This window comes from Nostoc sp. ATCC 53789 (genome assembly GCF_009873495.1).
Lineage (GTDB): Bacteria > Cyanobacteriota > Cyanobacteriia > Cyanobacteriales > Nostocaceae > Nostoc > Nostoc muscorum_A.
On record NZ_CP046705.1, the window covers coordinates 161,264 to 187,040 of the forward strand.

The 25,777-nt window shown below is 40.7% G+C and carries 26 protein-coding genes and 1 pseudogene; 15 read left to right on the top strand and 12 right to left on the bottom strand.

Annotated features, from left to right (window positions below):
• The 3 genes from GJB62_RS32425 to GJB62_RS32435 form a co-directional block, all read right to left on the bottom strand.
• Positions 1-495: an IS630 family transposase gene (locus GJB62_RS32425; protein WP_245246029.1), complete on the bottom strand. Its 495-nt coding sequence runs from the start codon at positions 493-495 to the stop codon at positions 1-3.
• 65 nt (positions 496-560) lie between these two features.
• Positions 561-1,061 carry a helix-turn-helix domain-containing protein gene (locus GJB62_RS32430; protein WP_114081708.1) on the bottom strand — a complete coding sequence of 167 codons (501 nt, stop codon included), beginning with the start codon at positions 1,059-1,061 and terminating at the stop codon, positions 561-563.
• Positions 1,062-1,151: 90 nt separating this feature from the next.
• Entirely contained in the window at positions 1,152-1,658 is a 507-nt protein-coding gene (locus tag GJB62_RS32435; protein ID WP_114080956.1) for a DUF1993 domain-containing protein, read from the bottom strand.
• A 460-nt stretch (positions 1,659-2,118) separates the two neighbouring features.
• Between GJB62_RS32435 and GJB62_RS32440 the strand changes: the two genes are divergently transcribed.
• The 3 genes and pseudogenes from GJB62_RS32440 to GJB62_RS32450 all read left to right on the top strand — a co-directional run bounded on the left by GJB62_RS32440 (position 2,119) and on the right by GJB62_RS32450 (position 4,662).
• The gene (locus GJB62_RS32440) at positions 2,119-2,739 is read left to right on the top strand and encodes a DUF1877 family protein (protein ID WP_181852801.1); all 621 of its coding nucleotides are present in this window, start codon (positions 2,119-2,121) and stop codon (positions 2,737-2,739) included.
• A gap of 204 nt (positions 2,740-2,943) precedes the next feature.
• Positions 2,944-4,049 (top strand): annotated as a pseudogene (locus tag GJB62_RS32445) (ISAzo13 family transposase).
• Between the two features lie 214 nt (positions 4,050-4,263).
• Positions 4,264-4,662: a hypothetical protein gene (locus GJB62_RS32450; protein ID WP_114080954.1), complete on the top strand. Its 399-nt coding sequence runs from the start codon at positions 4,264-4,266 to the stop codon at positions 4,660-4,662.
• On the opposite strand, the gene GJB62_RS32455 is transcribed toward GJB62_RS32450, so the two are convergent.
• Positions 4,659-4,952: a hypothetical protein gene (locus GJB62_RS32455; protein ID WP_147262458.1), complete on the bottom strand. Its 294-nt coding sequence runs from the start codon at positions 4,950-4,952 to the stop codon at positions 4,659-4,661. The two genes, GJB62_RS32450 and GJB62_RS32455, sit on opposite strands and share 4 nt — an antisense overlap.
• A 9-nt stretch (positions 4,953-4,961) precedes the next feature.
• Between GJB62_RS32455 and GJB62_RS32460 the strand changes: the two genes are divergently transcribed.
• Positions 4,962-5,540 (top strand): PEP-CTERM sorting domain-containing protein, encoded by a 579-nt coding sequence (locus GJB62_RS32460; protein ID WP_114080952.1) that lies wholly within the window; start codon positions 4,962-4,964, stop codon positions 5,538-5,540.
• 42 nt (positions 5,541-5,582) lie between these two features.
• Here the strand turns inward: GJB62_RS32460 and GJB62_RS32465 are convergent, their stop codons facing one another.
• Positions 5,583-8,525: a plasmid replication protein, CyRepA1 family gene (locus GJB62_RS32465; RefSeq protein ID WP_245246267.1), complete on the bottom strand. Its 2,943-nt coding sequence runs from the start codon at positions 8,523-8,525 to the stop codon at positions 5,583-5,585.
• 48 nt (positions 8,526-8,573) lie between these two features.
• Between GJB62_RS32465 and GJB62_RS32470 the strand changes: the two genes are divergently transcribed.
• Positions 8,574-9,302, top strand: coding sequence for a hypothetical protein (locus tag GJB62_RS32470; RefSeq protein ID WP_114081802.1), 729 nt, complete (start codon positions 8,574-8,576; stop codon positions 9,300-9,302).
• 15 nt (positions 9,303-9,317) lie between these two features.
• On the opposite strand, the gene GJB62_RS37735 is transcribed toward GJB62_RS32470, so the two are convergent.
• Positions 9,318-9,554 (bottom strand): hypothetical protein, encoded by a 237-nt coding sequence (locus GJB62_RS37735; RefSeq protein ID WP_245246268.1) that lies wholly within the window; start codon positions 9,552-9,554, stop codon positions 9,318-9,320.
• Positions 9,551-10,189: a hypothetical protein gene (locus GJB62_RS32475; protein WP_245246269.1), complete on the bottom strand. Its 639-nt coding sequence runs from the start codon at positions 10,187-10,189 to the stop codon at positions 9,551-9,553. The genes GJB62_RS37735 and GJB62_RS32475 overlap by 4 nt, the downstream gene beginning before the upstream one ends.
• 147 nt (positions 10,190-10,336) lie before the next feature.
• Between GJB62_RS32475 and GJB62_RS32480 the strand changes: the two genes are divergently transcribed.
• The 7 genes from GJB62_RS32480 (at position 10,337) to GJB62_RS32510 (ending at position 16,832) form a co-directional block, all read left to right on the top strand.
• Entirely contained in the window at positions 10,337-10,582 is a 246-nt protein-coding gene (locus tag GJB62_RS32480) for a helix-turn-helix transcriptional regulator (protein ID WP_114081105.1), read from the top strand.
• Positions 10,579-11,151 carry a helix-turn-helix domain-containing protein gene (locus GJB62_RS38255; protein WP_309472796.1) on the top strand — a complete coding sequence of 191 codons (573 nt, stop codon included), beginning with the start codon at positions 10,579-10,581 and terminating at the stop codon, positions 11,149-11,151. The genes GJB62_RS32480 and GJB62_RS38255 overlap by 4 nt, the downstream gene beginning before the upstream one ends.
• Before the next feature lie 151 nt (positions 11,152-11,302).
• Positions 11,303-12,211, top strand: a complete 909-nt coding sequence (locus GJB62_RS32490) for a hypothetical protein (protein WP_114081106.1) — start codon at positions 11,303-11,305, stop codon at positions 12,209-12,211.
• An 85-nt stretch (positions 12,212-12,296) separates the two neighbouring features.
• Positions 12,297-13,820, top strand: a complete 1,524-nt coding sequence (locus tag GJB62_RS32495) for a hypothetical protein (RefSeq protein ID WP_114081107.1) — start codon at positions 12,297-12,299, stop codon at positions 13,818-13,820.
• Between the two features lie 132 nt (positions 13,821-13,952).
• The gene (locus tag GJB62_RS32500; RefSeq protein ID WP_159402562.1) at positions 13,953-14,966 is read left to right on the top strand and encodes a transposase; all 1,014 of its coding nucleotides are present in this window, start codon (positions 13,953-13,955) and stop codon (positions 14,964-14,966) included.
• Between the two features lie 143 nt (positions 14,967-15,109).
• Entirely contained in the window at positions 15,110-15,409 is a 300-nt protein-coding gene (locus GJB62_RS32505; RefSeq protein WP_245246270.1) for a hypothetical protein, read from the top strand.
• 316 nt (positions 15,410-15,725) lie between these two features.
• A complete protein-coding gene (locus tag GJB62_RS32510; RefSeq protein ID WP_159402646.1) occupies positions 15,726-16,832 on the top strand; it encodes an IS630 family transposase in 1,107 nt (368 codons plus the stop codon).
• Between the two features lie 2 nt (positions 16,833-16,834).
• Here the strand turns inward: GJB62_RS32510 and GJB62_RS32515 are convergent, their stop codons facing one another.
• Positions 16,835-17,500: a peptidase M15 gene (locus GJB62_RS32515; protein ID WP_114080805.1), complete on the bottom strand. Its 666-nt coding sequence runs from the start codon at positions 17,498-17,500 to the stop codon at positions 16,835-16,837.
• 311 nt (positions 17,501-17,811) lie between these two features.
• Between GJB62_RS32515 and GJB62_RS32520 the strand changes: the two genes are divergently transcribed.
• A complete protein-coding gene (locus GJB62_RS32520; RefSeq protein ID WP_114080806.1) occupies positions 17,812-22,272 on the top strand; it encodes an NACHT domain-containing protein in 4,461 nt (1,486 codons plus the stop codon).
• 133 nt (positions 22,273-22,405) lie between these two features.
• On the opposite strand, the gene GJB62_RS32525 is transcribed toward GJB62_RS32520, so the two are convergent.
• Both GJB62_RS32525 and GJB62_RS36800 read right to left on the bottom strand, forming a co-directional pair.
• Positions 22,406-23,677, bottom strand: coding sequence for a plasmid pRiA4b ORF-3 family protein (locus tag GJB62_RS32525; protein WP_114080807.1), 1,272 nt, complete (start codon positions 23,675-23,677; stop codon positions 22,406-22,408).
• Positions 23,670-23,846: a hypothetical protein gene (locus tag GJB62_RS36800; protein WP_167756038.1), complete on the bottom strand. Its 177-nt coding sequence runs from the start codon at positions 23,844-23,846 to the stop codon at positions 23,670-23,672. The genes GJB62_RS32525 and GJB62_RS36800 overlap by 8 nt, the downstream gene beginning before the upstream one ends.
• Positions 23,847-23,935: 89 nt before the next feature.
• Between GJB62_RS36800 and GJB62_RS32530 the strand changes: the two genes are divergently transcribed.
• Positions 23,936-24,088, top strand: coding sequence for a hypothetical protein (locus tag GJB62_RS32530; protein ID WP_245246272.1), 153 nt, complete (start codon positions 23,936-23,938; stop codon positions 24,086-24,088).
• A gap of 12 nt (positions 24,089-24,100) precedes the next feature.
• Positions 24,101-24,355: a hypothetical protein gene (locus GJB62_RS32535; RefSeq protein ID WP_114080808.1), complete on the top strand. Its 255-nt coding sequence runs from the start codon at positions 24,101-24,103 to the stop codon at positions 24,353-24,355.
• Positions 24,356-24,426: 71 nt separating this feature from the next.
• On the opposite strand, the gene GJB62_RS32540 is transcribed toward GJB62_RS32535, so the two are convergent.
• Positions 24,427-25,017: a hypothetical protein gene (locus GJB62_RS32540; protein WP_114080809.1), complete on the bottom strand. Its 591-nt coding sequence runs from the start codon at positions 25,015-25,017 to the stop codon at positions 24,427-24,429.
• Positions 25,018-25,218: 201 nt separating this feature from the next.
• Positions 25,219-25,713, bottom strand: coding sequence for an IS630 family transposase (locus GJB62_RS32545; RefSeq protein ID WP_245246029.1), 495 nt, complete (start codon positions 25,711-25,713; stop codon positions 25,219-25,221).
• Between the last annotated feature and the right edge of the window lie 64 nt (positions 25,714-25,777).

Genomic DNA, 25,777 nt, shown 5'->3' on the forward strand with positions numbered 1-25,777 from the left:
TTAATATGAAGCTGCATAGAAAAGAGCTTCGAGAATAAAGTTATAAGAAGAGATAGATATTACCTGCTCAAGTGTAAGTTGATTAAATATTTCTTGGATGCGATCGCGTAAATTCTGTAAAGAAGAGAAAAGCTGATTTTTGAGTGGTTTCTTGAGGAGCTGCCAAAGCCTTTCAATGGGATTGAGTTCAGGGGCTGAAGGTGGTTGAAACAGAGGAATAATATTTTCTGGCCAACGAATTGCTGAACTTGTATGAGCAGGTGCTTGGTCAACCTGTAAAATAGCGTAATCCCCACCTAATTGTTGAGATAGCCAGTCCAAAAACTGTTGAAAACACTCGCCATTCAGTTTTGGATATTCATAAAGAAAATGATCTCCAGTCAATGGTTCAATTGCACCATAAATCCAAAAATTTTCCCGTGGCCATTTCACCTCAACAGTAGGCTTAACTCCAGAGGCAGTAATCACTTTTCCTGTAAGAGTTTTCAGTCCCACCCTCGTTTCATCCTGGCACAGGTAGCGAACACACTTGCCGGGTGCTAGATGTTTTTCTAGACAATTCAGAATGATACCGAGTTTTTTTTAAACTCAGATACTAACTTTTCATCCTGCTTATGGCTTTGAGGACGTGGTACTTTTAGTTTTGCCCCTAATCGATATCGAACCAATGCATAAACCGTTGCATACTCGATATCAAGCCCCTGCTCTTGCTTTAACCACTCTACTATTGCACCATAGCTACTAAAGCCTTTTCCTGTTTTTAACTCCTCTTCAAGTGCCGTGATCGCTCCTTCAGGAATTTTCCGTTTTGCTCCCGGAGCTTTTTTTATTTTCAATAATTCATCTAGCCCACCCGATCTATATTTTTGTAACCATCTTGTCACCGTTGATGTATCTTTAGCCAAGCGTTTTCCAATATCTTGCTGCTCCTTGGCCTGCCCGCTTTTTATCCACCACAGCATAATAAGTTTTTCTTTCTGGTTCCCTAAATTAGCTGTTTGTAGGCGTTTTTTAAGTTCTTCTTCGCTCTCTGCGATTTCAATCTCAAAAGGGCGGCTCATGGTTCTTTTAATTTATCGAGTTTGTTTTCTCTATTATATGCAGCTTCATATTAAATTGGTATAAGTCCACAATAGTAATCAGTCAACAGCTTAAGGCTGACCAAGAAAGTCTCCTTTGCCAAGTTCTACACCACAGTGTCTAAGAATGTCATAGGCTGTTGTGACATGGAAATAAAGGTTTGGTAAAACAAAATATAGGAGAAATGGCATTCCTTGAAAACAGAGAGTGTTGTCACGCATTTGCAGGGTAATTTCTCTCTCTTCTGAACCATCAATTTGCTCAGGTTTAAAAGTATTTAAATGAGAGATAGTTTTTTGAATACGGTCAATAAGTTGACCAAATGTAGTTTCATTGTCCTCGAATTTAGGTGGTTCTATTCCTGCTAACCGTGCGGCACCTCTATTAGCGATGTCAGAGGCAATCTGCACTTGTTTTGATAATGGAAACATATCTGGGGATAGACGACTATTAATCAACACAGAAGGGTCTATTTTTTTAGTTTCTGCATAAGCAGCACCTTTTTCAAGAATGTTTATAAGGTTATTCAGTGTGCGAATAGACACGGGTATTAAAGCTTGGTACATTGAAATGGTCATTGAGATTTCTCCAGAAAAAGTTCAAACGGCTTTGAGCCGCCCCATCTAATATTAGGGGGTATTGACTGTGATATTGTGTCAAAGAATATGGAACCGAATTTAGTCATAGATCCAAAGATACTAAATGTTTCCCCATAGTTAGTAATCCCTGGATGCTCGATAAGAGTTAGTTTTTTTTGCTTGGGAGGAACTGACCTTTGAGCGATCGCTTTTTGTGCCCAACTTTATCACGCCATCCATTCAGTCCACTGCGGGGCATCTGTCATCAGTTGAGACAAACTTTTTGAGGTAAGCATCCTCAAACTTCAGTATCATGGCGCAATGCTCATTATTGTTTGCTGATTTTGATGATTTGCTCCCGCAAGTTAAACCGTAGCGCTCACTCCCTACTATCAACACATCCCCACTAATTTTTTTGACTATAATGAATAGTTTGACAGGATTGGCAGAGGATGGACACATGGGCTGGGAACTCCAACTGAACGCGCTCCCCTCGAAATGCACCTTACTCGAAAACGTCGTTAACAGTGACATTGATGCCGAATATCTTTTGTTTGTACGGAGGTATTTTAGCCTGCGCCGCGAACAGCAAAGTCGGGTCAACAAATTTCCTTATGGTGAGGCTGAATATAAACAGTTTGTCGATGCCCTTGAGGAACTCGTCGAAACGCACTCTGGAATTGAGAATCGATACTGCGATCTTTCTAGGCGATTCGATTGGATAAAATGGTTGCTGATGAAATGCGCTCTCTCCGAAGAGGAGGAATCGTTGGCTGTCACTGCAATCACCGGCCAATCAAACGTGTTACCTTCTGCACGAAGCACACAAGGATTCCCCATCCGTTGGACTCCTGCCGACAAATGCGAGTTGATTCACATTTGGCTTAGTGGAATTACTGAAGAAGATATCAAGTCCAAGTACGCTCCGGTACTTATGTACGATGCACACCTTTACAAGTGGCACCAGACGAGGGATACTGACGAGGCATTTGGATGGATCGTCAGGGACTTCACGGCACTCAAGCGATTCTACGAAGATGTGGTAGATAATTCAGAGGCTGTTCTTGTAGTCACCGACTAATACGCTTGGGTGAGCATGACTACTAAGGTGATTTCTAGGAAAGAATTTACCAATAGAGGTAGAATGTAGCCTTGATGCAAAACAAACAGGAGCAAGCATTTGGATACGTTAGCCACAGCAGGATTAACAGCATCGCAAATAGAAGACTTGCGGTTGGCAGCATCGAAAATGAATGGAGTGGAACGTCGGAGTTTTCAGGCACAGATGACATTGAAATATTGCCAGGGAAGCGCAAGGCAGGCAGAAACAGTATTTGGCTGGGGTAGACAAAATATAGAGGTAGGATTGGCAGAAAAACGAACAGGGATAACCTGTGTAGGATTACAGTCAACCTTTAGCGGAGCAAAGCTTTGGGAGGAGAAACAACCGGAAGCAGCATTGTCACTGCTCCATCTTGCAGAATCTCATGCTCAACAAGACCCGACATTTAAAACATCATTAGCCTATACCAGACTAACAGCAGCATCGGCATTGAAAGAGCTAAAAGAGCTTGGATTTAGCCCGGAGCAATTGCCAGGAGCTAGTACAATGGCACAAGTATTGAACCGAATGGGCTATCGTCTTCGGCTAGTTGTAAAAGCCAAGCCTCAAAAAAAATACCACAAACAGACGACATCTTCAACAACATCAAAGACTTTCAAAATCTTGCAACAAGCGAATCAGTTAAGAGACTAAGCATAGACTGTAAAGCCACTGTAAATATTGGCGATTATTCGCGTGGAGGAAAAACTAGAGGCGACAATCAAGCTAGCGACCACGATATGGGATGCAAGGAAAAATACATTCCCTGTGGGATTGTAGACGAAGATAATGGGCAACTACATATTATCTTTGGTAGTTCCTATAAAACTAGCGATTTCATTGTTGATAACCTGATTCATTGGTGGAAAACAATTACACCAGAACAAAGACAGGATACCGAACTAATACAAATTAAAATTGATAACGGTTCCGAAAGTAGCGGAGTACGAACTCAATTCTTAAAAAGAATGGTTGAATTTGTTGACCAGATACAAAGACCAATTCAATTACTTTATTATCCTCCTTACCATAGTAAATATAATCCCATAGAGCGCTGTTGGGGCATTCTTGAACAGCATTGGAATGGAACCAAACTTGTTGATGTTCAAGTTATGCTTTCATGGGCTTCTAGCATGACTTGGAAAGGATTACATCCAATTTTGACTTTAAGCAACATTGTTTACCAAAAGGGGATTTCCCTGACTAAGAAAGCCATGAAGCAAGTCGAGTCTAGATTGCAGAGAAATCCACTTCTGCCCAAATGGGATATCTTGATTCAACCAATTTAGGTGGTAAATTATTTTTCGGAAATCACCTAACTAGTTTTTGCAGCTTGTTTTTGGTTGTTCTCTAACACCGAGAAGTACTGCCGAGCGTTCAGGGGCTTCTTCCACCAAGTGAACTCAAACAGGTATTCATCTTTCTTCAAAGTTAAGCATCGTAACCCATTGATTGATTTGACTGCCGTTGATTTTATCAGTGGGGGTTGATTTGAAAGCCAGCATGAAATATCTTGTAATAGCTCTAATACTGGTTGCAGTGCTACTGCCAATAGGCATCAGTTTGGCATCAATTCCCAGACTCCATTTTCATGAAAACCCTGACAAGATGGAGCAAGAAGTTTTGCGCGTTATTCTGCTAGGGGCTGCCATAGCTGATGCAAAGAAGATTATGGAGCGCAACTGGTTTAAGTGTGAAATTTATGAAAATTCAACTTTTATCAGATATAGAAAAATCCCTGGTAATAGTGAATCCGAAACAAAGTTATTTAGTCATGTAGATTTTATTTTGTGTACGCGCAAAAAAGGATTCATAGTTAAGCAAAATTGGATAGTTGGTATTATTTATGAAAAGGAGCGTGTGACAACTGTGGTAGTAAATTACGGATTAACTGGTTCTTAGTGGGGTAGCCACCGAGATACCCACTTTGGGGAGGATAAAACTTTGCCCTGCTTTGATAAAAACACTCTTGCACCAAACTTGCGAAAATGCTCCTCATCAATGGCGATACCAGCCGCCTTCATCCACCGAGAAGCTCCCTTCCCCACGGGAATATAATATGGTATTGCCCATTTCTGGGCTTGAGCGATTCTTCGAGAACACCGCAGGTATCGCAGAAAATTTTGGTGTACCGAATGTATCTTAAGTTGCCAAGGATGTGATAGCATACCTTCAACAAATTTAGATAGCATACCCAATCCATGAATCAAGTTCGACTCCCCAAAGTTAGCGTCGCCGTGATTGGTTTGGTAGTTGCAAGCGTATTTCATGCTACTCCCGTACTGGGAGCGATTCTAACTAGACAAGAATTTTCAGGTGATTTTACCTTAGTCGATGCTACTAGCCCATTCCTTACGAACTCTTTGCCATTCAAGAGCGAATATTCTGGATTCGTGGTTTACTCAGAGTCCGGGACTTTGAGCGATTGGGAGCTATCCGTCAACAATCTAGACCTAAATTTGAAGAGAGGCTCTACTAATGGCGGTAACTTAACCCCAGATGTTGATTTTGAGTTTGGTTCTGGGTCGAATTGGAATTTAGTAGTTGATTTTGGCATTGCTTTTGATGCTCCAAGATATACCTTAGAAAAAACTTCAAGCTCTGAAATTAGCTTGACGGGTGAAGTGGGACGGGCTGGAACATACATTTATCAAGATTCTGCTGCCAATATTACCTTGAGTTCTTCATCTACATCAGTACCAGAACCTGCTTCCCTACTAGGTTTATTGTTTGGAGTTGGTGCAATTGCTGTCTCTAAAAAAGCTAGTGAGACGAAATAGTAAAGCATGAATTACTGAACTCTTTACCAAAGCTTTCTCTCACTACACAGCTTCTAGCCAATCGCACACCACAGACCTACATTCCGTGGCAAACTTAACCCAAACCTGCCACTGCCCCAAATACCCATTCCAGTAAGGCTCACTATCAGCAACGCCAACAGCCTCGCCAACTTTGGAGATTAACTCGCTGTAGAAGGAACCAGCGCTATTTAGCCCAAGCTGCATTTTCACCATCAGCCCCTTCCATCCAAGAATCGCGATATTTTCTGGGGTATGTGGTGCTGTGTCACTGAGTGATGTTGCAAAGACTATATTATTAGTGCCTGACACCAAATCAGTATTGTGCGATATGGATAGTGATGTTGTGTCAGTTACTGGTGTAGTTGTACTTAGATTATTAGTGACTGACACCGATTCCCTTGAAAACGCTTCATCCCGATTAAACCACTGCCCAAAAATTGAATTACGCTGATCATTAGGGGCAACAAACCGATAAACGCACTCCCGATTTTCACGCTTACCCAAGCGACCGACGTAATCGAGTTTCAAATCAATCTTGGCAAGTAATTTCTGTGCGATCGCTATCGGTGTATGTTTTTCCGAGATACTAACATTCAAGTAATTCTTGATAACGTGCCGATGCTTTACAGCTAGCGCTTTAAACTCCACCATCTTCTCATCAGACCCCCGCAACTGAACGTCTGGTGTAATAAACTGCAACAGATTGAGATTTTCCAGTAACAGTACAGCAGGTAATAGCTGTCCCTTGTTAAAATCTGGTTTCCAAACCGAATTCTCCCCAGCTTCTAACTGTGCCTTAGCCCGTTTAGCATCACGAGTTGTCAGAAACTCTCGCCCCAGTGTCAAATAATAGTGCATCCGCAGTTGGGGATACCAGCCGTCGTCATCCTTCTCGACCAAATCAGGTGTTACGTCAATTTCGTAGCGGCGGGACAATTCCGCCTTGCGCTGCTGGTGTCGTTCGGTTTTCGTTTTCGCCCTTTTATCTTGCAGCTTTTTCAATTCGGTTGGGGAGAGTTCATCGGAATCCGCGATCGCTTTACACTCCGCAGCATATAATTCAACAGATGCCGCCTTAACCGACTCGATTACTGCGCCAGTCTCATCATCGTCGGCATCTGAGGCATCAATAACGGTGTACCCATCCTCGACCAATCCCGCAAGCACAGACTCTCGATAGCGCCGCATCTCAACGTTGATGACAGAACCACGCTTACCCCAAGTCTGCAATGACTCCGGTTGAAAATTCTGGTCAATAAAGCTGTAATCGTCATTATCCGCCGCCGACAACAGCGCAATGTTCGCCTGTGTTGCGACGTGTTGACTTCTCAACAAACCTCCGATGGATGTGGAACCATTGCCCACAACCGACATCCCCCATTCTCTCACCCAAATGTGACGGTCAACAGTTTCCCTAACCCGTGCCAACATCTGACGGACGGAGTTAACCGGCTGTACTCCCTGAAAAATCCCCCAAACACCATCAAAATGTCCTCTAATATCGATGCTGACCCCAGTTTCTAAACTTGGAGAGGCGATAACCAAATCGTACTGGGTGAGAATTTCGTTCAAGTGGGCAATACAACCGAAAGCCGCATGAGATGGATCAGCAACGGATTCACTGTCAATTCTCAGTATCCGCAGGTGTGGGAATTTACGGCGAAACCGTTCCTCCAATGCTTGGGTTCCCCATTTAGACTTTGCCTTTTGAGCAGAACAGCAGAGTAAATGATGCCCACCTTTGGCGATGGCCTTGTCCAGTGCCGCAATCAAATTCTTCGGGTTACTCCCAGAGTAGTTGTAACAGTTTCCGGCTACGTGCCGATAGTTGTTCACGATTACGAACGGATTAACCCGATATTCGCCAGCGAGTGATAAAACGTACTTTACATCAGTATCTGACACATCAGCACTAGACAGGTAAATCTTTCCCTGACTGCTGCCCAAAACATTCTGTACCAGTTGTTTGAGGTTTTTGAGAACAGATACCCGACGCTTCTGCACTTCAGTACCAGAGTTAAGTAAATGCCAAAATACTTGGTCGCATTCGTCAATAATAATGACATCATTTGACCAGTCGTTGGGATTGAAACGGGCTTGGCTCTCATGATGCAGCGAATCTACACACACCCCATATCCTAACAATGTGCCTGTTTCATTCGTGCGGACTTCGGTAACATAGTTAACACCGAAGCGATTACACAGTGCCTCACCTAGTTGAATGCGATGGGTGATAATTAATACCCGTCTCTCTTGGTCATGTGCTTTTGCCACTTCCGTTGCCAGCCATTCGGTTTTACCAGTGCCTTTGGGAGCCTTGAGGATAATCAGCTTTTCACCTTCGGGGACGAGAAGCTGGCCCAAGAAACGTTGGTTGAGTGCGATCGCTGGCGGGTAAGTCAGCAGAGTGAACAGCTTAATCTCCCATAACTCCAATGCAACGGCAGTGTTGTAGAGTGCGTCAAATGCCGGCTGACCATGAGCGACGATAAAATCATCAACCCCTTTCTCTGCCCCGAATGGTAAATCAATCACTCGCAGCGAACAGCCCTCATTTACCAGCAGCCGTCCCATACGACTGATGGCGGTTCTGACTCGCTGGACTGTCTCAGGTTTGTTGTCCTGGTCAAAGCAGATGTTAACCTGTCTCCCCTGTGTTGCAAAATGCTTCAAGTCTGGGATGAGGTTTGGCTTACCAATGGCAGTACCGTACTCATCCTGGGGTGTGCGGTATCCAGCGTTAACACCGGGGATAGCGATCGCTGCATAACCAGCAGTCAGTAATGCCCCCGCTTTCTTGACACCTTCAACAATTGTCACTGGTACGTTGTGCCGCCAAACCCAATGCCAGAAACCGCCAGGGTGCTGCAAATCTTCTTTGGTGATGGGAATACCGCTACGATTAGAAACTTTCACCCAAATGCGATTCGGTACTAAGGAATCATGTAAAAATAACTTGAACAATTGGCCGAATAGTTAGAGTATCAGAATGTAAAGGAATTAAAGCCTTATATGTCTGATAACCAGGTAGTCGAAAGCATTCAAGACAAGTATGATTCGTTATTGCCTTACTTGAACGAGAAAACACGGCGTATTTGGGCAGCAATCGAAGCCCGAAGCCTGGGACGGGGAGGTGTCAGTCAAGTTGCGATTGCAACTGGGCTATCGCGTACTACAATTTATGCGGGAATGCGTTTGCTGTCAGAACTTGATGGGGTGAAAACGGAGGACGACAGTACTCGAATCCGTACTAATGGAGGTGGACGAAAACTACTAGAAGAACAAGACGCAATGCTGCTATCAGATTTGGAATCACTAATTGAACCAATGACGTTGGGAGACCCAGAGTCTCCTCTAAAATGGACTTCTAAAAGTGTGGTGAAATTAGCAAGTGCTCTAAATCGTGGGGGACATAGAATTAGTGCTAAAAGTGTTGGCAAAAATATTCATGTGTGTCATTTTCCTCCCGGCACAAGTAAATGGAACAAAATTGAGCATCGTTTATTTTGCCACATTACGACTAACTGGCGAGGTAAACCTTTAACTAGTTTGCAAGTAGTGATTAATCTCATTCGTAATACTACCACTACACATGGATTAGAAGTTGAAGCTCGGTTAGATGAAAATTTCTATCAGACAGGAATTAAAGTCACAGTTCAAGAACTTGATACCATTGCCATTGAGCGAAACTCTTTTCATGGTGAGTGGAACTATATTATCAAACCCCAAATTTCTGCCTAATTGTTCAAGTTATTTTTACATGATGCCTAACTCCGTTCTCTCCAGCAGCCGTTGCAATTTATTGCCAGTTAGCTGCTCTAACGGCTGCTCTAAAAAATATTCATCAAAAATGGATTTACTATCAGTAGACACGTCCACCATCGACAGCGATCGCACTGCATCATAGACCGAGTTAGAATACTGCTGCTGGCCTGAATAACGCCTCTTCACCCACCAGTCACCGTTAGTGCATCCGACTTGCCCCAGTTTCACGCCGTTGTTGTTGTAAATGCCATCATCGAGAATTTCAAAGCCATAATTCTGGCACTCGTTGAAGATATGCGCCATGATTTGGTTTTCGGTCGTAGAAGAGGACAAGGAGCAGGGTGCGGTGTGCAGGGGGGAAATTTCTTCTCCCTTGCTCCCTGCCCCCCTGCTTCTTTTTCCTGCACAGGTAATGAACCGTCTTTGTAGTGAGTGCAGATGAAGCGATCGCAACGCATTAGAGTGTTGGCACGAAATATTTCTTTGTCGTTTACCATGACTACCCAGCGTTGCGTTAAGTGGTTGTCGTCATGGCTGATGCTGGCTATGAGTTGATTACCAGCGTAATATTCGTGATGGTCAAACGAGATTTCGACTATTGTGAGTGGTTCGGGAGCTACGGCTTGGGCTTGGTCAGCGATGTAGTTGTCGAGTTCGGCTTGGGCGAGGGCTTGGTTGTCTGGGGTAAAAGTGGTGAGTTTCTGAATCTTGCTTGACTGATAATCAGCGATCGCAGTAATCCAAGAATCCTTACAGCGTTTGTCACTGACCTCAACTGTGCAGGCGATTTCACTGTAGATTTGCTTGAGTCGGGCAATGGATTTTAGTTGTAGCTGTTGTTGGCTGTAGATTTGGTATGTCATGATTGATTAAGTTCCTAACGGGACGGAAAGCGCTCAAGATTCGCAGTCCGGGCGCTTTCTTTATACTTACTAATGTAAACTGTCTGCATACACTTGTCAAGCGTCTGTAGACAAAGTACAATAAAATTAGTTTTGGAGAACTTATTTATGAACTTAGTGCAAGTAAAACGAGTAGTTGAAACCGTCTTGGACTTTCCAGGATTGGGGCAAAAAATAAGACAAGCAAGGGAGCGTGATGAAAGAACCTTGACTGATATCTGTCGTGACTGTAAGTTAAGCCGTTCTTACTGGTATCAATTGGAAAACGAAGATTTAAGAGCGCCTGCAACAGAGGATGTCATTCGTAGAATTGAACAGGTTTTGAATATAGATTTGGGGGTAAAGTTTGAATGATTGAGCCTTCCACTATTAATCCCCTTGCCCTCCCATCGGTTCCATTAGAGAAGAAATCACAGTTACCCACAACACCTTGTGTTTACTTTGCAATTGATTCTCAGGGCATAGTTCAGTACATTGGTATGACTGAAGATTTAAAACAACGTTGGGTTTCGCATCATCGGTATGAGTACCTAAAACTTTGCAACCAAGTAAAAATCTCATATTTGCAAATTGATGACATTGCCCTGCTGCCAGAAATTGAAGCTGCTTTAATCAGGTACTTTAACCCCCCAATTAACAGAATGGGAAGCAATTGGATCTACTCTGTTGCTAAACCAGCAGGGCTGAAAGTAAGACGGATTATTAAGCTAGAAGTTGATGTTCCTGGATTGGGCGATCGCATTAAACAGGCCAGAGAAGCTAGGGGGCGGCCAGTTACACAGATGGCCAAAGAAGTCGGAATATCTCGTAACTATTGGTATCAGTTAGAGGCGGAAGCTGTATTAGGTGGTGTAGCAGAAGAAACTCTTCGGAAAATTGAAGAGGTGCTGGGTGTAGATTTAGGGGTACAGTTTGATGATTGACCTTTATACTATTAATCCTCTTGCTCTCCCCTCTGTCTTATTAGAGAAGCGATACCTGGGTTGGGCTACGGCTATGCAGTTATCAGTTACATCCGAAATTTACGTTGCAGTTGACTCTGAGAAAATCTCATTGAACTAGAAAGGTGGAATCATGTCTAAACCACCTTCTAATCGCAAAAAGGCCACCTCTGCCGCATCTACCGATTCAACTTCAGCAGCTAACTCTGCAAATGAGGATATCTCCCAGCAAGTAGATCCAGGTTCAGCAACGATTACAGTTACGGCTGTTGAAGTAACAGAGTTGACCCAGGAGGAGCAAAGCGATCGCCTGCACTTGGAGAGGAAAGTGGAACGGGCGTTTTTTGAAGCGGGGAAAGCGCTGACAGAATTGAGGGACAGACGGCTTTATCGCTCCACGCATAAAACATTTGAAGATTATTGCCGCGATCGCTTTGGGCATAGTCGTCGGCAATCTTATCTTTTAATGGATGCGGCGGTTGTTTTCGATAATTTGATGGAAAAATGTGATCCAATGGATCACATTTTGCCAACTAACGAACGTCAAGTCAGACCAATGACAAAGCTTGAACCCCACCAACAGCAAGAAGTGTGGGTAAAAGCAGTGGAGCAGTCAGGGGGTAAAGTGCCACCAGCTAGAATCGTTAAAAACGTAGTGCAGCAAATAATGGAACGCACCCAAGTACCGAACACCTACCAACTTGGTGAAGTCTGCCAAATCCTTGTTAAAGACAATCCCGAACTGAGAGGCAAAGGTGGGTGTTGGGGGATTGTCAGCGCAGTGAATAATTTCAGTTGCACTGTCAAAACCTGGGATGGGGAGTATGCCGTTGCTTTGCAGCACCTCAAATCTTACAATTACCTGCCTGTGGAGTGTCAGCAGATGCAGGTTATTTGCGATCGCATTAATCAGGTGTATTCGAGTGAGCTGGAGGAGTCGGTGCAGAAGTTTTTGGAGTCGTTGGGGAGGCTGAAGCGGGCTTATTTGACGGCTTTAGAAGAGAAATTGTTGAGTTTGCTAGAAGCTGAAATTGCAAATTAACGTTTGTTAAATAATGTTTGACTGTCCTCCTCGTTACTTCCGGTTGAAATAGGCTATTTATGTAATGCTAAGGGGATTTACCAAGATGCCAAAAAAGAGCCAGAGCAATTCTTTGAGTAAGATTAAACAAGAAACCTCTGTTGGTTCGCGCATCTTTGAAGCACTTACAGAAGGGGAAATTTCCCAGCTACTGGATGAATTATTTGCGGTTTTATCCGACGAACAGCGAGTAACTGTGTTTGCTCAACTGCAAGGGAATACCCAAGAGACTTTAACTCAAATCATCGCTCCACCTCAAACAGTAGAACAGGTAAAAACAAGCAAAGTACAACCAACTTCTTTGGCAAAATTAGCTCAAACTTGGTCCCAATTATGGGGAGAGTGGAATCAGATTATTTTGTCAGCATCCCAGTCAGAAGGGAAATATATAGTCCAAGAAGCAAGCTGGGAAGAACCTTATTTTGATGACTGTACTTTTGTTGAAGATTTAGAAGCTGTTGCACAAAAGATGAAGCCATTGGTAAAAACGGCTTTTGAGAATGGCTTTAGTAATGACAATGGTTTTGCAGCCAGTTTGTTGTCAGCAGAAAGTGAAATCTCTAATGGTATACCCGACTGGATGGAAATTGCTAATGGTATTCATTTGGAAGGAGCGACAACAAGTAGCTTATTGGAATGGGAATGGTTATTGGTGCAGTCACAAGGACAAAATGGGTTCAAATTAGCTCAAAAAATTAGGGAATTGGATGAAGAATTTTACCACACCAGTTTAGATGATGATGCTGTGACCGATTTCTTTTCCCATTTACCTGATGTTGAAAAAAAGTTAATTTTTGACGGATTGACTGCCAATCGAGAAGTTTCTCTGTGGAAGCATGACTTAGAGAATACTTTTTCTTATTGGCATATAGTTTACATGGAATTGATGCAGCAATTTGCAACCCCAGAGATATATTTGAACAATCTCCGGGCGACTATTTCCCAGGAATGGCAAAGTGGTTTACCTGTAATTGAGGATTTGTTGGCTAAACAAGAATATAGAGAAAGTCTTACAGTGATTCAAGAGACTTTGGATGCGTTATTAAAAAACAAACATGACTTGAATCCCTGGACACCAGAAAACTCGCTGCTATTTGTTGCTGTGGGTGGATTTTCTTACGCTCCTGGGAATTGGGAAAAGGAAAAAACTTTACTTCGCTATTATCAGCAAGCTGTTCGAGAATTGGGAGAAATCGAACGGGTGAATGCTTTGTCAATTCAGTATATTACTTTTGAATGTTGTTACGACTGGTCGAGTATGTTCAAAGCTTTTGCTGAGATAGCAGTTAATAAAGAGACTCAGCAAGCCTTGTTTACATCTTGGCGTGAATCGATAATAAAACGTGGTACACCATACAGATACTCAGGTTTATATGCACATCAAAAACCCGTAGATACTTGGTGGTTGCATTGGTTGCTCGATAGTATTACAACTAAGGAAAAAGGACATACTTGGTTTAGGCAACAAATTATCGAATGGTTGGAGAATTTACCTAGAGAACAGGGACAACTGGGTGGAGAATATAGTCAGGACTTACGCAACTGGCACAGTGCGATCGCAATTTTATAGTATTTACGTACTATGTCAAAGTGGCGTACCTAGAGGACATTGCTGAAATTAATAACAGTAATTAGCTGTGTTAAGTATTTTTCAAATCATGAGAAAATGAGTTGAGTATTCAGAAAATAAATCTTGTAGTTTATGAGATTTACAAAACTTAACTATTGCCAGTACTTGTTAAGTAGTCAGATTAATTATACTCTGACAAATTTGGCAGAGCATTTAGAGCAGATTAGTCATGATAAAATTAACCGTTATCTTAAGAATGAAAAGTTAACACCACGTTTACTTTGGGATAATGTTAAAGATATCTTACAAGTGAGTGATAGCGCATATCTAGTTTTTGATGACACAGTACTTGATAAACGATACGCCACAGAAATAGAGACCAGTAAAAGGCAGTATAGTGGCAACCAACATGGTGTAATCCAAGGTATTGGGCTAATAAATTGTATATATGTCAATCATGAAATCGGAAAGTTTTGGATAGTTGATTATCGGATTTATGACCCAGATAGAGATGGAAAAACAAAGATAGATCATGTTACAGAGATGCTGCAAAACCTTATATATCATAAGGCTTTACCGTTCCAAGCTGTCTTAATGGATACTTGGTATGCAACAAATAAATTGATGTTATATATTGATGGATTAGGAAAATATTATTATTGTCCTCTGAAACGTAATAGACTTGTTGATGATACGGCAGGTCAAAAAAATTATCAAAGAATTGAATTGTTATCTTGGGATAGCCAGGAGTTAAAATCAGGTAAAATAATTAAAATAAAAAAGTTTCCCCAAGCTACAAAAGTGAATCTCTTCCGGGTAACTGTCTCGACCGACAGAACGGATTTTATCGCTACTAACGATTTATCTCAAGATTCTACGGACGTTGTACAAAAAGTGTGTAAGGTTCGATGGAAGGTTGAGGAGTTTCATAGAGAATTAAAACAAGTAACTGGTATTGAATCGTGTCAATGTCGCAAGGGACGTATTCAAAGAAACCATATTGCCTGTGCTATTTTAGTCTGGCTTCGACTCAAACATTTAGCTTATCAAAGCTACCAAACAATTTATCAAATTAAACATGGATTATTATCCAATTATTTAGTTCAGCAACTAAAACGCCCGAATGTTCCCATGTTTATTGTCTAGTTGTTTGGCGCTCGGTGCGGCGCAGCCGCACCGTCGTTTGTGACAGTTGCGTAAGTCCTGATAGTGTTTTACATTTGTTAACAAGAGATTTGACCGAGATAAAGTATCAGGGAAAATCCCCCTACCCTAAGTTTTATGAGGTTGTGATTCTACCAAACCAACTATCGACACGGGATGATATTTCTAGGAGAACGTATCTCCAAGAATATGCACCCCCTGACTTGTGGGAAAGAGTGATGGCTTATTGGCAAGCAAATTTACACAACTTTGTACCCAGACCGGACTCGTCTCAAAGCTCGGATTATACGAAAAATGCAGAATGGATGTCTGCCTTGAAGGAGTTAGCACCGCAGAATTATGATAGTTTGTTGTCCCAATGGAAAGTTCAGCATAAGCGACGACCTAATTTGTGGAAAGCAATGAGAAATTTGGGATTGGATTGATGTAATGCTTTTTGTATGTGGCATGGGGAGTACACAATTAGGTTGCAGCACATGAAGTTTTTCAACGACCTACCCCAGGAGTGTCAGCAGGTTCTGGAGATTAGCAATCGCCTTCCTTGCTCAAATATATTCCGATTCACTCTTTGGAGACTGTCAAAAGTCTGTTGCAGTCGTTGGGGAAGGTGAATCGTCCTTATCTAACTAAGTTGGAAGAAAAACTTTTGAGCCTTCTAGAGTCTGAAGTTAAAGTGTAATAAGCTGTTACGCAGCTTGATTGTATAATAAAGCTAAGTAATTAACCTAGCATTAGCCACCTATGCCAGCAAAAAACCATCTTTCTAAAGAGCAAAAGGAACGGTTACTAAAAACTCTAAAAGAGCATGAAAATCCATACGTAAGAGAAAAAATATTGATTTTATTATTAATGAATGATGGAAAAACTTATCAGGAAATTAGTAAGTTTTTAGACATTGCATATCCAACGGTAGCATATTGGGCAGTTCACGGCGATCCAGATAACCTAGAAAGTTTTTTAGATGGAAGAAGAGAAGGTAACTTCCGCAAAGTTACTAAAGAATATGAGGATTTATTATTAGAAACAATTGAAAAAGAACCACTAGATTATGGGTATGATTTTGGTCGTTGGACGGCAGCAAGACTAGCCACGTACCTCGAAAAGATAACAGGAATTAAGTTAAGTGGTTCGCAAGTTGGGAGAATATTAGAGCGAAAAAAGTACGTTTACCTTTGGGCAAAATACAGCCTAGAGGACAAACAGAATCCTGAAATACGTAAGGCATTTAAAGAAAAATTGTCAGAATACTTAAGAATAACAAATGTTGCCCCAGAGCGTTTACAGGTATGGTTTTGGGATGAGAGTGGATTTAGTTTGAGAGTGATAAGAAGAAAAAATTGGGGTAAGAAAGGTACAAGAAAACAAATCACAGGTCAAAGAAGAAGAGGAAGAGTAAATATTATGGGAGGGTTACGCTATCACGACAAGAAGAGAATGAATTTTGTGATTAAAAAAGGAAATGCAGATGTATTTTATGAGCAGCTTAAATCTTTGAATAATTTTCTTTTGCAAGAATGGATAGAGCAAGGAAATCCAATTGAGACTTTCAATAAATGTTCGGCGAAAATAGTGATTATCTTAGATAATGCCAGCTTCCATAAAAGAAAAGATATTTTAGTTCGTATCAAGGCAGAAATGCCAAATATTATCCTGGAATTTCTACCACCTTATAGTCCAGATTATAATTTAATTGAATTGGTTTGGCATTCAGCAAAAGAATATATAGCTCATAGATTGTTCGAGTCAGTATCACAGCTAGAAGAGTTGTTAAATAAATTGTTAAATGAAGGAGGTCTTATTATTAAATGGGAACGCAAAATTAAAAATAAAGGTAATGCTATTTATTAAATTTAGCTGCGTAACAGCTTACCTAACTGCGTTGTCAACTCTTTATAAAACTGTTTATGTGAACCTGAATAATTTTCTGCACCTAAACGTGTTAAATATCCCTTTTTGCTTGTGTAAGGATTAGGGATATAGCTGTAAATGTATAGTTTTCTGCATTCGGGATTTTCAGACCAACCAATATTGAACGCAGCATACTTGGGGAAAAATGTGATTGCATTGTAATAATCAATGTAATCGTGAATCCACCATGCTAAGGCTGTCCAATCGGCAGTTTTCTCATAATAATCAATGAAAGAATTCACAATAATGCAGGCTGTAGCACCCATATAACCTTTAGCGTCTGGAACATCCCAGATATGAACTGCATAGTTAGATTCGTTGCTAGCACAATTGTACTGGTTTTTATTTTCTGCACCTTTAGCATTGACAGCAGATGACCGATATCCAGAGCGAATGCTGATCCTTCCGAAAGCTTGTTGAATTGGTTCTAGAACTTGTTCACAAAGACTTTTGCCGGATGCGATCGCCAAATCAGGATTATCTGGTATATTTGGAATCCCTTCAATTTGAGAAATTTCTGAGTGCAGAAAATCACGCATAAAAAAGTTTTTTGACAAACGTACTCGACCTAATTCTTCCAATGATTTGACAGTTTGTGGTCTTTTCATCATTGTTAATTTAATTCGACGCGATGAATACCCGCAAATATACCTTGAGTGATGGAATGGAAACGATGCCTGCGGCGAACTACGCCGAAGCAGTGATCAACTACTTCCAAAATCTACTTTGCAATCAACTCTGAAAAAATATTGTTGAACAGGAGGAGCAAAGCGACCGCCTAGTAAATTACAGTTATTAAATGTATTCTTTCGAGAATCATTGAGGAAGTATAAAATAAAACTGTTTTTGGCGATATATTATTTGTAACAGTAATTAACCCTTCGTTAGCAAGATAGCTCTGTGTTTTTGGAGTATTTTAATGAGCTTGATTAACCTGGATCTGGTCTTCAACGCAATTACTAGCATCGCCAACCCTTTGATTAAAGAAAAAATTCTGCGTTCGGAGACTGTAATTAAGTTACTCCAGCAATTTCACCTCGATCCAGAGCATCCACCTGCTGATTTTAGTGGTGTTTATGCTTATGCTTTAGTAGAATATGGGGTAGGCAAACCTAAGCCATTGCTCGAATTGTTCCGACAAAGAGCAATTAAACAAGCTTTTCGCACAGCATTAGACCACAATAACCCCTCAATTCTCCTTTCTGAGGTTGATGCTTTTCTAGATACCTATACCTTGGGTGATGACATCAGTAGTTTGGAACTTGATGTCAGGCGAGAAGTGGCTGAATTTGCAACTGTATTTATTGAAGTTGCGAAACGCACTCGCACACCCTCTGATGTTTTGCTAAACCAGAAAATTGGTTCTCTACATAAAAGGATTGCTTGTATCCAAGAACAACTGGAAAGATTGCCAACGCTGGAGGGAATTCGGACAGAAATAGCAAGGTTGGCAGTAGAGAATTATCCCGCACTACCAGGAACTGCAACTGAAAATCAATGTAGAGCGATCGCTCTTGCCCAGCAGATGCGAGGATGGTTTGAAACCTTGGGCTATAGCCTGGAAAAATATGAAATCTGGGCGGAAGAATATTTTGAATGGATTATCAATATCCCGGTACGTCGCAGTTATGACCGCATTCTTGTACGTGGTGTTGCAGGAGAAGTTAAACTGAGTGATGTTATGGCGTTGCGCTCCTCAGTTGAGGCGCAAAAAACTGATGAAGGATGGTTGGTAACTACCCGTCGGATTTCCCGTGCTGCACGGGATGAAGTCAAGAAGGAAGAAAATCGTCACCTTGACTGTTTTACATTTGACGAACTGATTGACTTAGATGCTGACTTTAATGGTTATCTCGACTGGTTAGAAGTAGAAATCAAACGCCGAAAAATTGATATAAAATATGTACCGCTTGCTTGTACAAAAGAAGAAATTGACCCAATTACCAAGCAGCGGATTGGGGTGAGTCGTTACGAGGAAGAAGATGGCTGGATTGATGGTTATATCGACCTTTGGCTTGATGACCCAGCCAAAGAGCATATTTCAATTTTGGGAGAATTTGGTACAGGTAAAACTTGGTTTGTCTTTCACTATGCTTGGACTGCATTGCAACGTTACCGTGATGCCCAAAAACGTGGCGTTGAACGTCCCCGTCTGCCTTTGGTAATTACCCTGCGTGATTTTGCCAAAGCACTAAATGTTGAGAATGTTTTGGCAGGTTTCTTTTTTAGCCAACACAATATCCGCATCAACAGCGAAGTCTTTGACCAACTTAATCGCATGGGTAAGTTGCTGCTTATTTTCGATGGCTTTGACGAAATGGCAGCAAAAGTTGACCGTCAACAGATGATTAACAACTTTTGGGAACTGGCGAAGGTGGTAGTTCCCGGCGCTAAAGTCATCCTGACCTGTCGTACAGAGCATTTCCCAGAGGCCAAGGAAGGACGTGCTTTATTAAATGCAGAACTGCAAGCCTCAACTAAAAAATTAACTGGTGAAACACCTCAATTTGAAGTTTTGGAATTGGAGAAATTCAACGACGAGCAAATTCGCGCCTGTTTGTCATACCAGGCTGAAGCAGCGACTGTTGAACAAGTAATAAGCAATCCGCAATTATTAGACTTAGCCCGTCGCCCAGTGATGACTGAATTAATTTTAGAAGCATTACCAGATATTGAGGCGGGTAAACCTGTGGATATGTCAAGGGTTTATCTGTATGCAGTGCGGCGCAAGATGGAACGGGACATCAAAGCGGAGCGTACTTTTACTTCTTTAGCAGAAAAACTGTACTTTTTGTGCGAACTTTCCTGGGAAATGCTGTCTACTGACCAAATGAGTCTAAATTATCGACTGTTCCCAGAACGTATCCGCCGCTTATTTGGTTCTAGTGTTCAGGAAGATAAGGATTTAGACCACTGGCATTATGACATGATGGGGCAGGCGATGCTTGTCCGCAATGCTGATGGTGACTATACTCCAGCGCATAGATCGCTGTTAGAGTTTTTTGTGGCGTATAAATTTGCCGCAGAGTTGGGGGTATTGGCTAGGGATTTTACGGAATTAGCTAAAGCAAAGTCAGATTTAGATAGCAGTGCAGCAGCTATTAATTATACTTGGTCTGGTTATTTTTCGCGGCAAGGGAGTGGGGAGGTGATGCCTTCGGCAACCCCTTTGGGGAACGCACTGCTTAAGGAATTTACAAGTGAGTCTTTGGATAAGTTGAGGCAGACTTTTGGTAAAGCACCACTTACTAAAGCAGTAATGGATTTACTTTTACCAATGTTGAGTAACAATGAGTCTCTGATTAATGCAATTGAGATAACGCGAGGTAAAAGCGAAAATGAAGCTGATTATGTTGGCGGAAATGCCGCAACATTGGCAGTTAAATTTGATAAAGCTGCGTTGGAGGGCAGAGATTTAAGCCAAGTAGTTGTTAAAGGAGCAGATTTTACTAGTGCAATTTTACGAGATGTTAATTTTGTCGAGGCAAATCTAGCAAATTCAGTTTTTACAAATACTTTAAGTCAAATTTTTTCGGTAGCATTTAACTCCAATGGGCAGTTTTTAGCAATGGGTGATGGTGCAGGTATTCGCTTGTGGCGAATTACCGACAAACAACAAATTATGAATTTTAACGGGCATCAAAATTTGGTATATTCAGTAACTTTTAGCCCCGATGATCAAATGCTTGTTAGTGTAAGTAGTGACTGTACTGTAAAGCTTTGGGATGTCAAAACGGGAAAATGTATGCAAACGTTAGTTGGTCATACTGCTACAGTTAGAACAATAGCGTTTAGCCCGAATGCTCAAGTTATTGCCAGTGGGAGCGAAGACAAAACAGCAAAATTGTGGGATGTAAAAACTGGCGAATGTTTAATAACCTTGTCAGTGCAAGATAGTCTTGTAAGGGCAATTGCATTTAGTCATAATGGTGAAATACTTGCTTTTACCAGTAGTAATTATACGATTAATTTATGGAATACCCGTATATCTCAGATCCAAAAGATTCTACAAGGACATACTAGTTATGTAAGAGCGATTACTTTTAGCCCTAATGGAAAAATTATTGTAACTTGTAGTCATGACCGCACAATCAAACTATGGGATATCAACACTGGAGAATGTTTAAAAACTTTGCAGGGACACAAAGATGCAGTTAACTCAATTGCTTGTGATTCCAATGGTAAAATTTTGGCTAGTGGTAGCACCGACGGTACAATCAAGCTATGGGATATAAACACAGGTGAATGCCTTAAAACTCTAAAAGAGCATGATAATTGGGTACAATCTGTTGCTTTTAGCCCTGATGGTCAAACTTTAGCTAGTGGAAGTCAAGACCATTCCGTAAAGCTATGGGATGTAAACACAGGCGAATGCCTTTACCGTTTTCAAGGATATGCTAATTGGTTAAAATCGGTTGTATTTCACCCTAACGGACAACTCATTGCTAGTGGTGGACAAGACCAAATAGTTAGATTGTGGGATATCAATACAGGTAAATGTACAAAAGAGTTACAGGGGCATAATGATTGGATACGATGTTTAGTCTTTAGCCCCGATGGTCAAATTCTCGCTAGTGGGAGTAGTGACTTTACAATTAGATTATGGGATGTTCAAACTGGAGAATGTACCAAAATTTTACAACAAGATACTGGAAAATTATTTTCAATAGTATTTAGTCCTGATGGACTTAAACTAGCCATTGCTTCTGGTCGGACAATACAGCTTTGGGACTTTAATACAGAACAAAATATTTATGAGATAAGAGCGCATACTCGTTCTATAACAAAACTTTCTTTTAGTTGTGATGGTCAAACTATTGCCAGTCTTAGTTATGATAACACTGTAAAACTTTGGGATGTTCCAACTGGTAAATGCCTTAAAACTCTAGTAGGAAGGAAAAATGAAAATTGGTCAAGAGCGGGTGCTTTTAGCTTTAACACAACAATTGTTGCTACCTGTAGTGATGACTATATAGCAAAGCTTTGGAATATTTATACTGGTCAATGTTTAATGACTTTGGAAGAACATACCGGACAAATTAAGGCATTTGCTTTTAGTTTTGATGATCAGATTCTTGCTAGTGGAAGTGATGATTTAAGTATAAACCTTTGGAATGTATATACAGGTAAATGTTTAATCACATTGCAGGGACATACTAGAACAATATCATCAATTAGTTTTAGTACCAATAGTAAAGTTCTTAGCAGTTGTGCCGAAGATGGCATAATCAAAATTTGGGACATTGAAACTGGCGAGTGTCTAAAAACCTTGAGAAGCGATCGCCCTTATGAACGCATGAACATCACAGGCGTTAAAGGCTTAACCGAAGCTGAAAAAGCTACGCTTAAAGCATTAGGTGCGGTGGAAGATTGGAAATAAATCTGGAACGATATGCAAGCTATGTTGAGGCGAACACGCCACCCTTGTCCTGACATTGATATAGTAGGAGCGATCACACTGCCAATTCTGATACGTATGTATGGATTGGAACTAGCCCATCGCAGTAGCAAATCTATTCCCAGCTTTCTCCCTCTTCACCATACTGGGCTGGCGGTTCACCATGAGATTCAAGAATCTTAGGCTTTTTTATTTTGGCATTAGCCGGCTCAATTTTTTCTAGCTGCAAATCAAATTCCCATTCTTGCAGTAAATCAAAGATAAATTGTAAATGACTATCTACCTCTAGGGATAAATTGCCTAAACGAAAATCGCAGGTATCAGGGGGAATTTCGACAACAGGATGATTAAATTCCAAAGTTCTTCCTAAACGGTCTTTGTGAATAAATCTGTAGAGGTGTTCTGGGTCAAAATCAAATGCTTGCACAATTGCACCAGCGACTTCATCTAAATTAAAGTAACTGGGAATAGCAATCCGTCGCCAAGCATCCTGTAAATTAGCTTTAAATATATAAACCCCATCAGTAAAACCGCCTTCAGCAATCACTAAAGTTTGTGACCATTCCGGGAAATAGGGTTGGAGATAAGGTTTTAAATTGTCAAAAGCTATGCGAAAATCTAACCGAAAATTGGCGTAATCTTCTATTTGGATATTTGAGCGACTTTCTGTTAATACAGCCATAACAGCATTACCCCAAGCCTTGGGGTTAACATGAGTAAAATGCCAGCCTTTAGCGGCTTGTGGTTTTCCTGATGTCAGTTCAATTAATCCAAATAAATGTAAGAGAGCAAGATTGTGGAAACCAGGATAATAAACTAATTTATCTTGTTCTGAGTAATTATTAATTTTCAATCCTGATGATGGGAGATTGTTCCAAAATAATAAACAGCGATATGCTTGGTCAAACATATCTCTTTGGTCGCCTAAGAGTTCGCTTTCTCCCCAAACTAACCAAGATTCTAACAGTGTGAAATATTGTTCTGTGTGGTTTAATCCTTGCCAAATTTGCAGATTTTTTGGGTCTAAAACTAACTTGCTCTTTTTACCTTCGGTAATAACTTGAGACAGTCCAGAGGTGCGGAGAAGGAAATAAAGACCGTGAATATAAGGATAGGATTTTTGTACAGGACGTTTGAGGTTAATATCTATGGGATAACTCAATTGTGAGTTAAGTTGTTGGAGATACTTAAGCGATAATTGGTGATAAGTGCTACTAACTTCAACGCCGTTGGGTTGGAGAAGTTCTAAAATAGTTTGAAAATCCCGCAGAATTGTTCCTGGGATATCTTGAGTAATGGTTTGCTGTTGAAGTAGTTCTTTTTTATCCTCCGTCAGTGGTAATTTATCTCGGATTTGATCTGGAATGAGGGAAAATAGGTTACTCATCTGAGTTGAGAGGAGGAATTTGTTCTGCGGTCAATCTCACAACTTGGCCATTTTGCCAAATTCTAATAAATTCTACTAAACGGCGGTGTCTTTCAATAGCTTTCTTCATAGTGAGTTTAACACCTGCGTCGATTTGGCTAGATAATTTCTCAGGAATTGGCTTATTCATCGAAATGTTAGCAGATGCAGTTAATCAGCGATGGTGCTGTTTCTCCCACAGGACGCGATCGCATTCATAGGCTATGAGAAAATCAGAACTTGGAAGATGCCTCAAGTGCTGTCTTAAAGCACTTGGGAGAGTTGAAGCGACCATATTTGACAGCTATGGAGAAGAAGCTGTTGAGTGTGATTGAAAAAGAATACGGCATCATAGATGAGATACCACGTAATTTTCAATCAACCAAGGACTAGGAGAAAACAGTAATGCAGAGTATAAAGTTATGTTCTCATGTTGGGGATGATGGCATTTTGCACCTTGAGATTCCTGTTGGCATAACAGACAAAGAAATGGAGGTCGTAGTGATTTATCAACAAATAGAACCATCAGCACCCCCAAAAACACCCGAAGAATTGGGATGGCCAGCCGGATTTTTTGAACAAACAGCTGGATCATTAGCAGATGACCCAATTCAAAGATATCCCCAAGGTGAGTATGACACTAGGGAGCCATTAGAGTGAGATTTTTGTTAGATACCAATGCTTGTATTATTTATCTGAATCGTCCTATTTTTAGAAATTTTTCTAATCTTCTATAATCTCTCAATCCATTCTTCTAAAGCAATATCTAATAGTACATCTAGGGAATTGCCGTTCAGCTTCTTCCCTGTTATTGCAGTATAAAGATGTGAATATTGTTGAAAATTATAAACTGTTGTGGCACGAGCATTAGGTCTAGGATTTCGTTGAATCATGATTGAGGACACAGTTTGCCAAGAAGAAAATCTCAAATCACCAAAACCTATTTTAATAATTCCTTTTGCTGATTGGTCATAATTTCTATTAAAACTCATTCTTCCATTAGGAAAAGGTAGCCACAGAAAAAAATCTAAGCCATGAAAATCCCCCTTAAAAAATCGGATATAAAATTCGGCGCATATTTTATCTTTATAAAGGTTGCCTTCGCCTTTCTTCAATCCATAGCGGCTAGTAACAGATGTACTAACTTCACTTATTCGTTTATCAAAACTTAAAATTTTTTCTCGAATTTCTAAAATTCTTTCTTGATATTGTAGTAATTGTTTGTCTAATATATTTTTTAAAGCTCTTGAAGGTGTGGGAAAAATATTTAATTCTTTATAATTCTTGGCATTGTTAATTTTATAATCTTCTGGATGCAACATCAATAACCTAGAAAATTCTCTACCATTTAAGTCCTTTAAAATAAAATAAAGCTGCTTTTCAAAATTAACAAATTTAAACTGAAGAAGTTGAAAAGATAAATTACTATACTCACAGTCAATAAACGTATGTCTGTGAAAAGTTGGAGCAATAGCAATTAGTTGAATCTGTTTTTCCCAATCTATACATCCTGTAATACCAATTTAATATGAAGCTGCATAGAAAAGAGCTTCGAGAATAAAGTTATAAGAAGAGATAGATATTACCTGCTCAAGTGTAAGTTGATTAAATATTTCTTGGATGCGATCGCGTAAATTCTGTAAAGAAGAGAAAAGCTGATTTTTGAGTGGTTTCTTGAGGAGCTGCCAAAGCCTTTCAATGGGATTGAGTTCAGGGGCTGAAGGTGGTTGAAACAGAGGAATAATATTTTCTGGCCAACGAATTGCTGAACTTGTATGAGCAGGTGCTTGGTCAACCTGTAAAATAGCGTAATCCCCACCTAATTGTTGAGATAGCCAGTCCAAAAACTGTTGAAAACACTCGCCATTCAGTTTTGGATATTCATAAAGAAAATGATCTCCAGTCAATGGTTCAATTGCACCATAAATCCAAAAATTTTCCCGTGGCCATTTCACCTCAACAGTAGGCTTAACTCCAGAGGCAGTAATCACTTTTCCTGTAAGAGTTTTCAGTCCCACCCTCGTTTCATCCTGGCACAGGTAGCGAACACACTTGCCGGGTGCTAGATGTTTTTCTAGACAA

Excerpts from the sequence above, each read along its gene's own strand:
- GJB62_RS36800 (WP_167756038.1), bottom strand. The coding sequence starts at position 23,846 with ATGAATAAGCCAATTCCTGAGAAATTATCTAGCCAAATCGACGCAGGT.
- GJB62_RS32450 (WP_114080954.1), top strand. The coding sequence starts at position 4,264 with ATGAAATATCTTGTAATAGCTCTAATACTGGTTGCAGTGCTACTGCCA.
- GJB62_RS32490 (WP_114081106.1), top strand. The coding sequence starts at position 11,303 with ATGTCTAAACCACCTTCTAATCGCAAAAAGGCCACCTCTGCCGCATCT.
- GJB62_RS32440 (WP_181852801.1), top strand. The coding sequence starts at position 2,119 with ATGGGCTGGGAACTCCAACTGAACGCGCTCCCCTCGAAATGCACCTTA.
- GJB62_RS32460 (WP_114080952.1), top strand. The coding sequence starts at position 4,962 with ATGAATCAAGTTCGACTCCCCAAAGTTAGCGTCGCCGTGATTGGTTTG.
- GJB62_RS32525 (WP_114080807.1), bottom strand. The coding sequence starts at position 23,677 with ATGAGTAACCTATTTTCCCTCATTCCAGATCAAATCCGAGATAAATTA.
- GJB62_RS32480 (WP_114081105.1), top strand. The coding sequence starts at position 10,337 with ATGAACTTAGTGCAAGTAAAACGAGTAGTTGAAACCGTCTTGGACTTT.
- GJB62_RS32535 (WP_114080808.1), top strand. The coding sequence starts at position 24,101 with ATGCAGAGTATAAAGTTATGTTCTCATGTTGGGGATGATGGCATTTTG.
- GJB62_RS32455 (WP_147262458.1), bottom strand. The coding sequence starts at position 4,952 with ATGCTATCTAAATTTGTTGAAGGTATGCTATCACATCCTTGGCAACTT.
- GJB62_RS32475 (WP_245246269.1), bottom strand. The coding sequence starts at position 10,189 with ATGACATACCAAATCTACAGCCAACAACAGCTACAACTAAAATCCATT.
- GJB62_RS38255 (WP_309472796.1), top strand. The coding sequence starts at position 10,579 with ATGATTGAGCCTTCCACTATTAATCCCCTTGCCCTCCCATCGGTTCCA.
- GJB62_RS32495 (WP_114081107.1), top strand. The coding sequence starts at position 12,297 with ATGCCAAAAAAGAGCCAGAGCAATTCTTTGAGTAAGATTAAACAAGAA.
- GJB62_RS32430 (WP_114081708.1), bottom strand. The coding sequence starts at position 1,061 with ATGAGCCGCCCTTTTGAGATTGAAATCGCAGAGAGCGAAGAAGAACTT.
- GJB62_RS32470 (WP_114081802.1), top strand. The coding sequence starts at position 8,574 with ATGTCTGATAACCAGGTAGTCGAAAGCATTCAAGACAAGTATGATTCG.
- GJB62_RS32435 (WP_114080956.1), bottom strand. The coding sequence starts at position 1,658 with ATGACCATTTCAATGTACCAAGCTTTAATACCCGTGTCTATTCGCACA.
- GJB62_RS32520 (WP_114080806.1), top strand. The coding sequence starts at position 17,812 with ATGAGCTTGATTAACCTGGATCTGGTCTTCAACGCAATTACTAGCATC.
- GJB62_RS32540 (WP_114080809.1), bottom strand. The coding sequence starts at position 25,017 with ATGTTGCATCCAGAAGATTATAAAATTAACAATGCCAAGAATTATAAA.
- GJB62_RS32500 (WP_159402562.1), top strand. The coding sequence starts at position 13,953 with ATGAGATTTACAAAACTTAACTATTGCCAGTACTTGTTAAGTAGTCAG.
- GJB62_RS32515 (WP_114080805.1), bottom strand. The coding sequence starts at position 17,500 with ATGAAAAGACCACAAACTGTCAAATCATTGGAAGAATTAGGTCGAGTA.
- GJB62_RS32510 (WP_159402646.1), top strand. The coding sequence starts at position 15,726 with ATGCCAGCAAAAAACCATCTTTCTAAAGAGCAAAAGGAACGGTTACTA.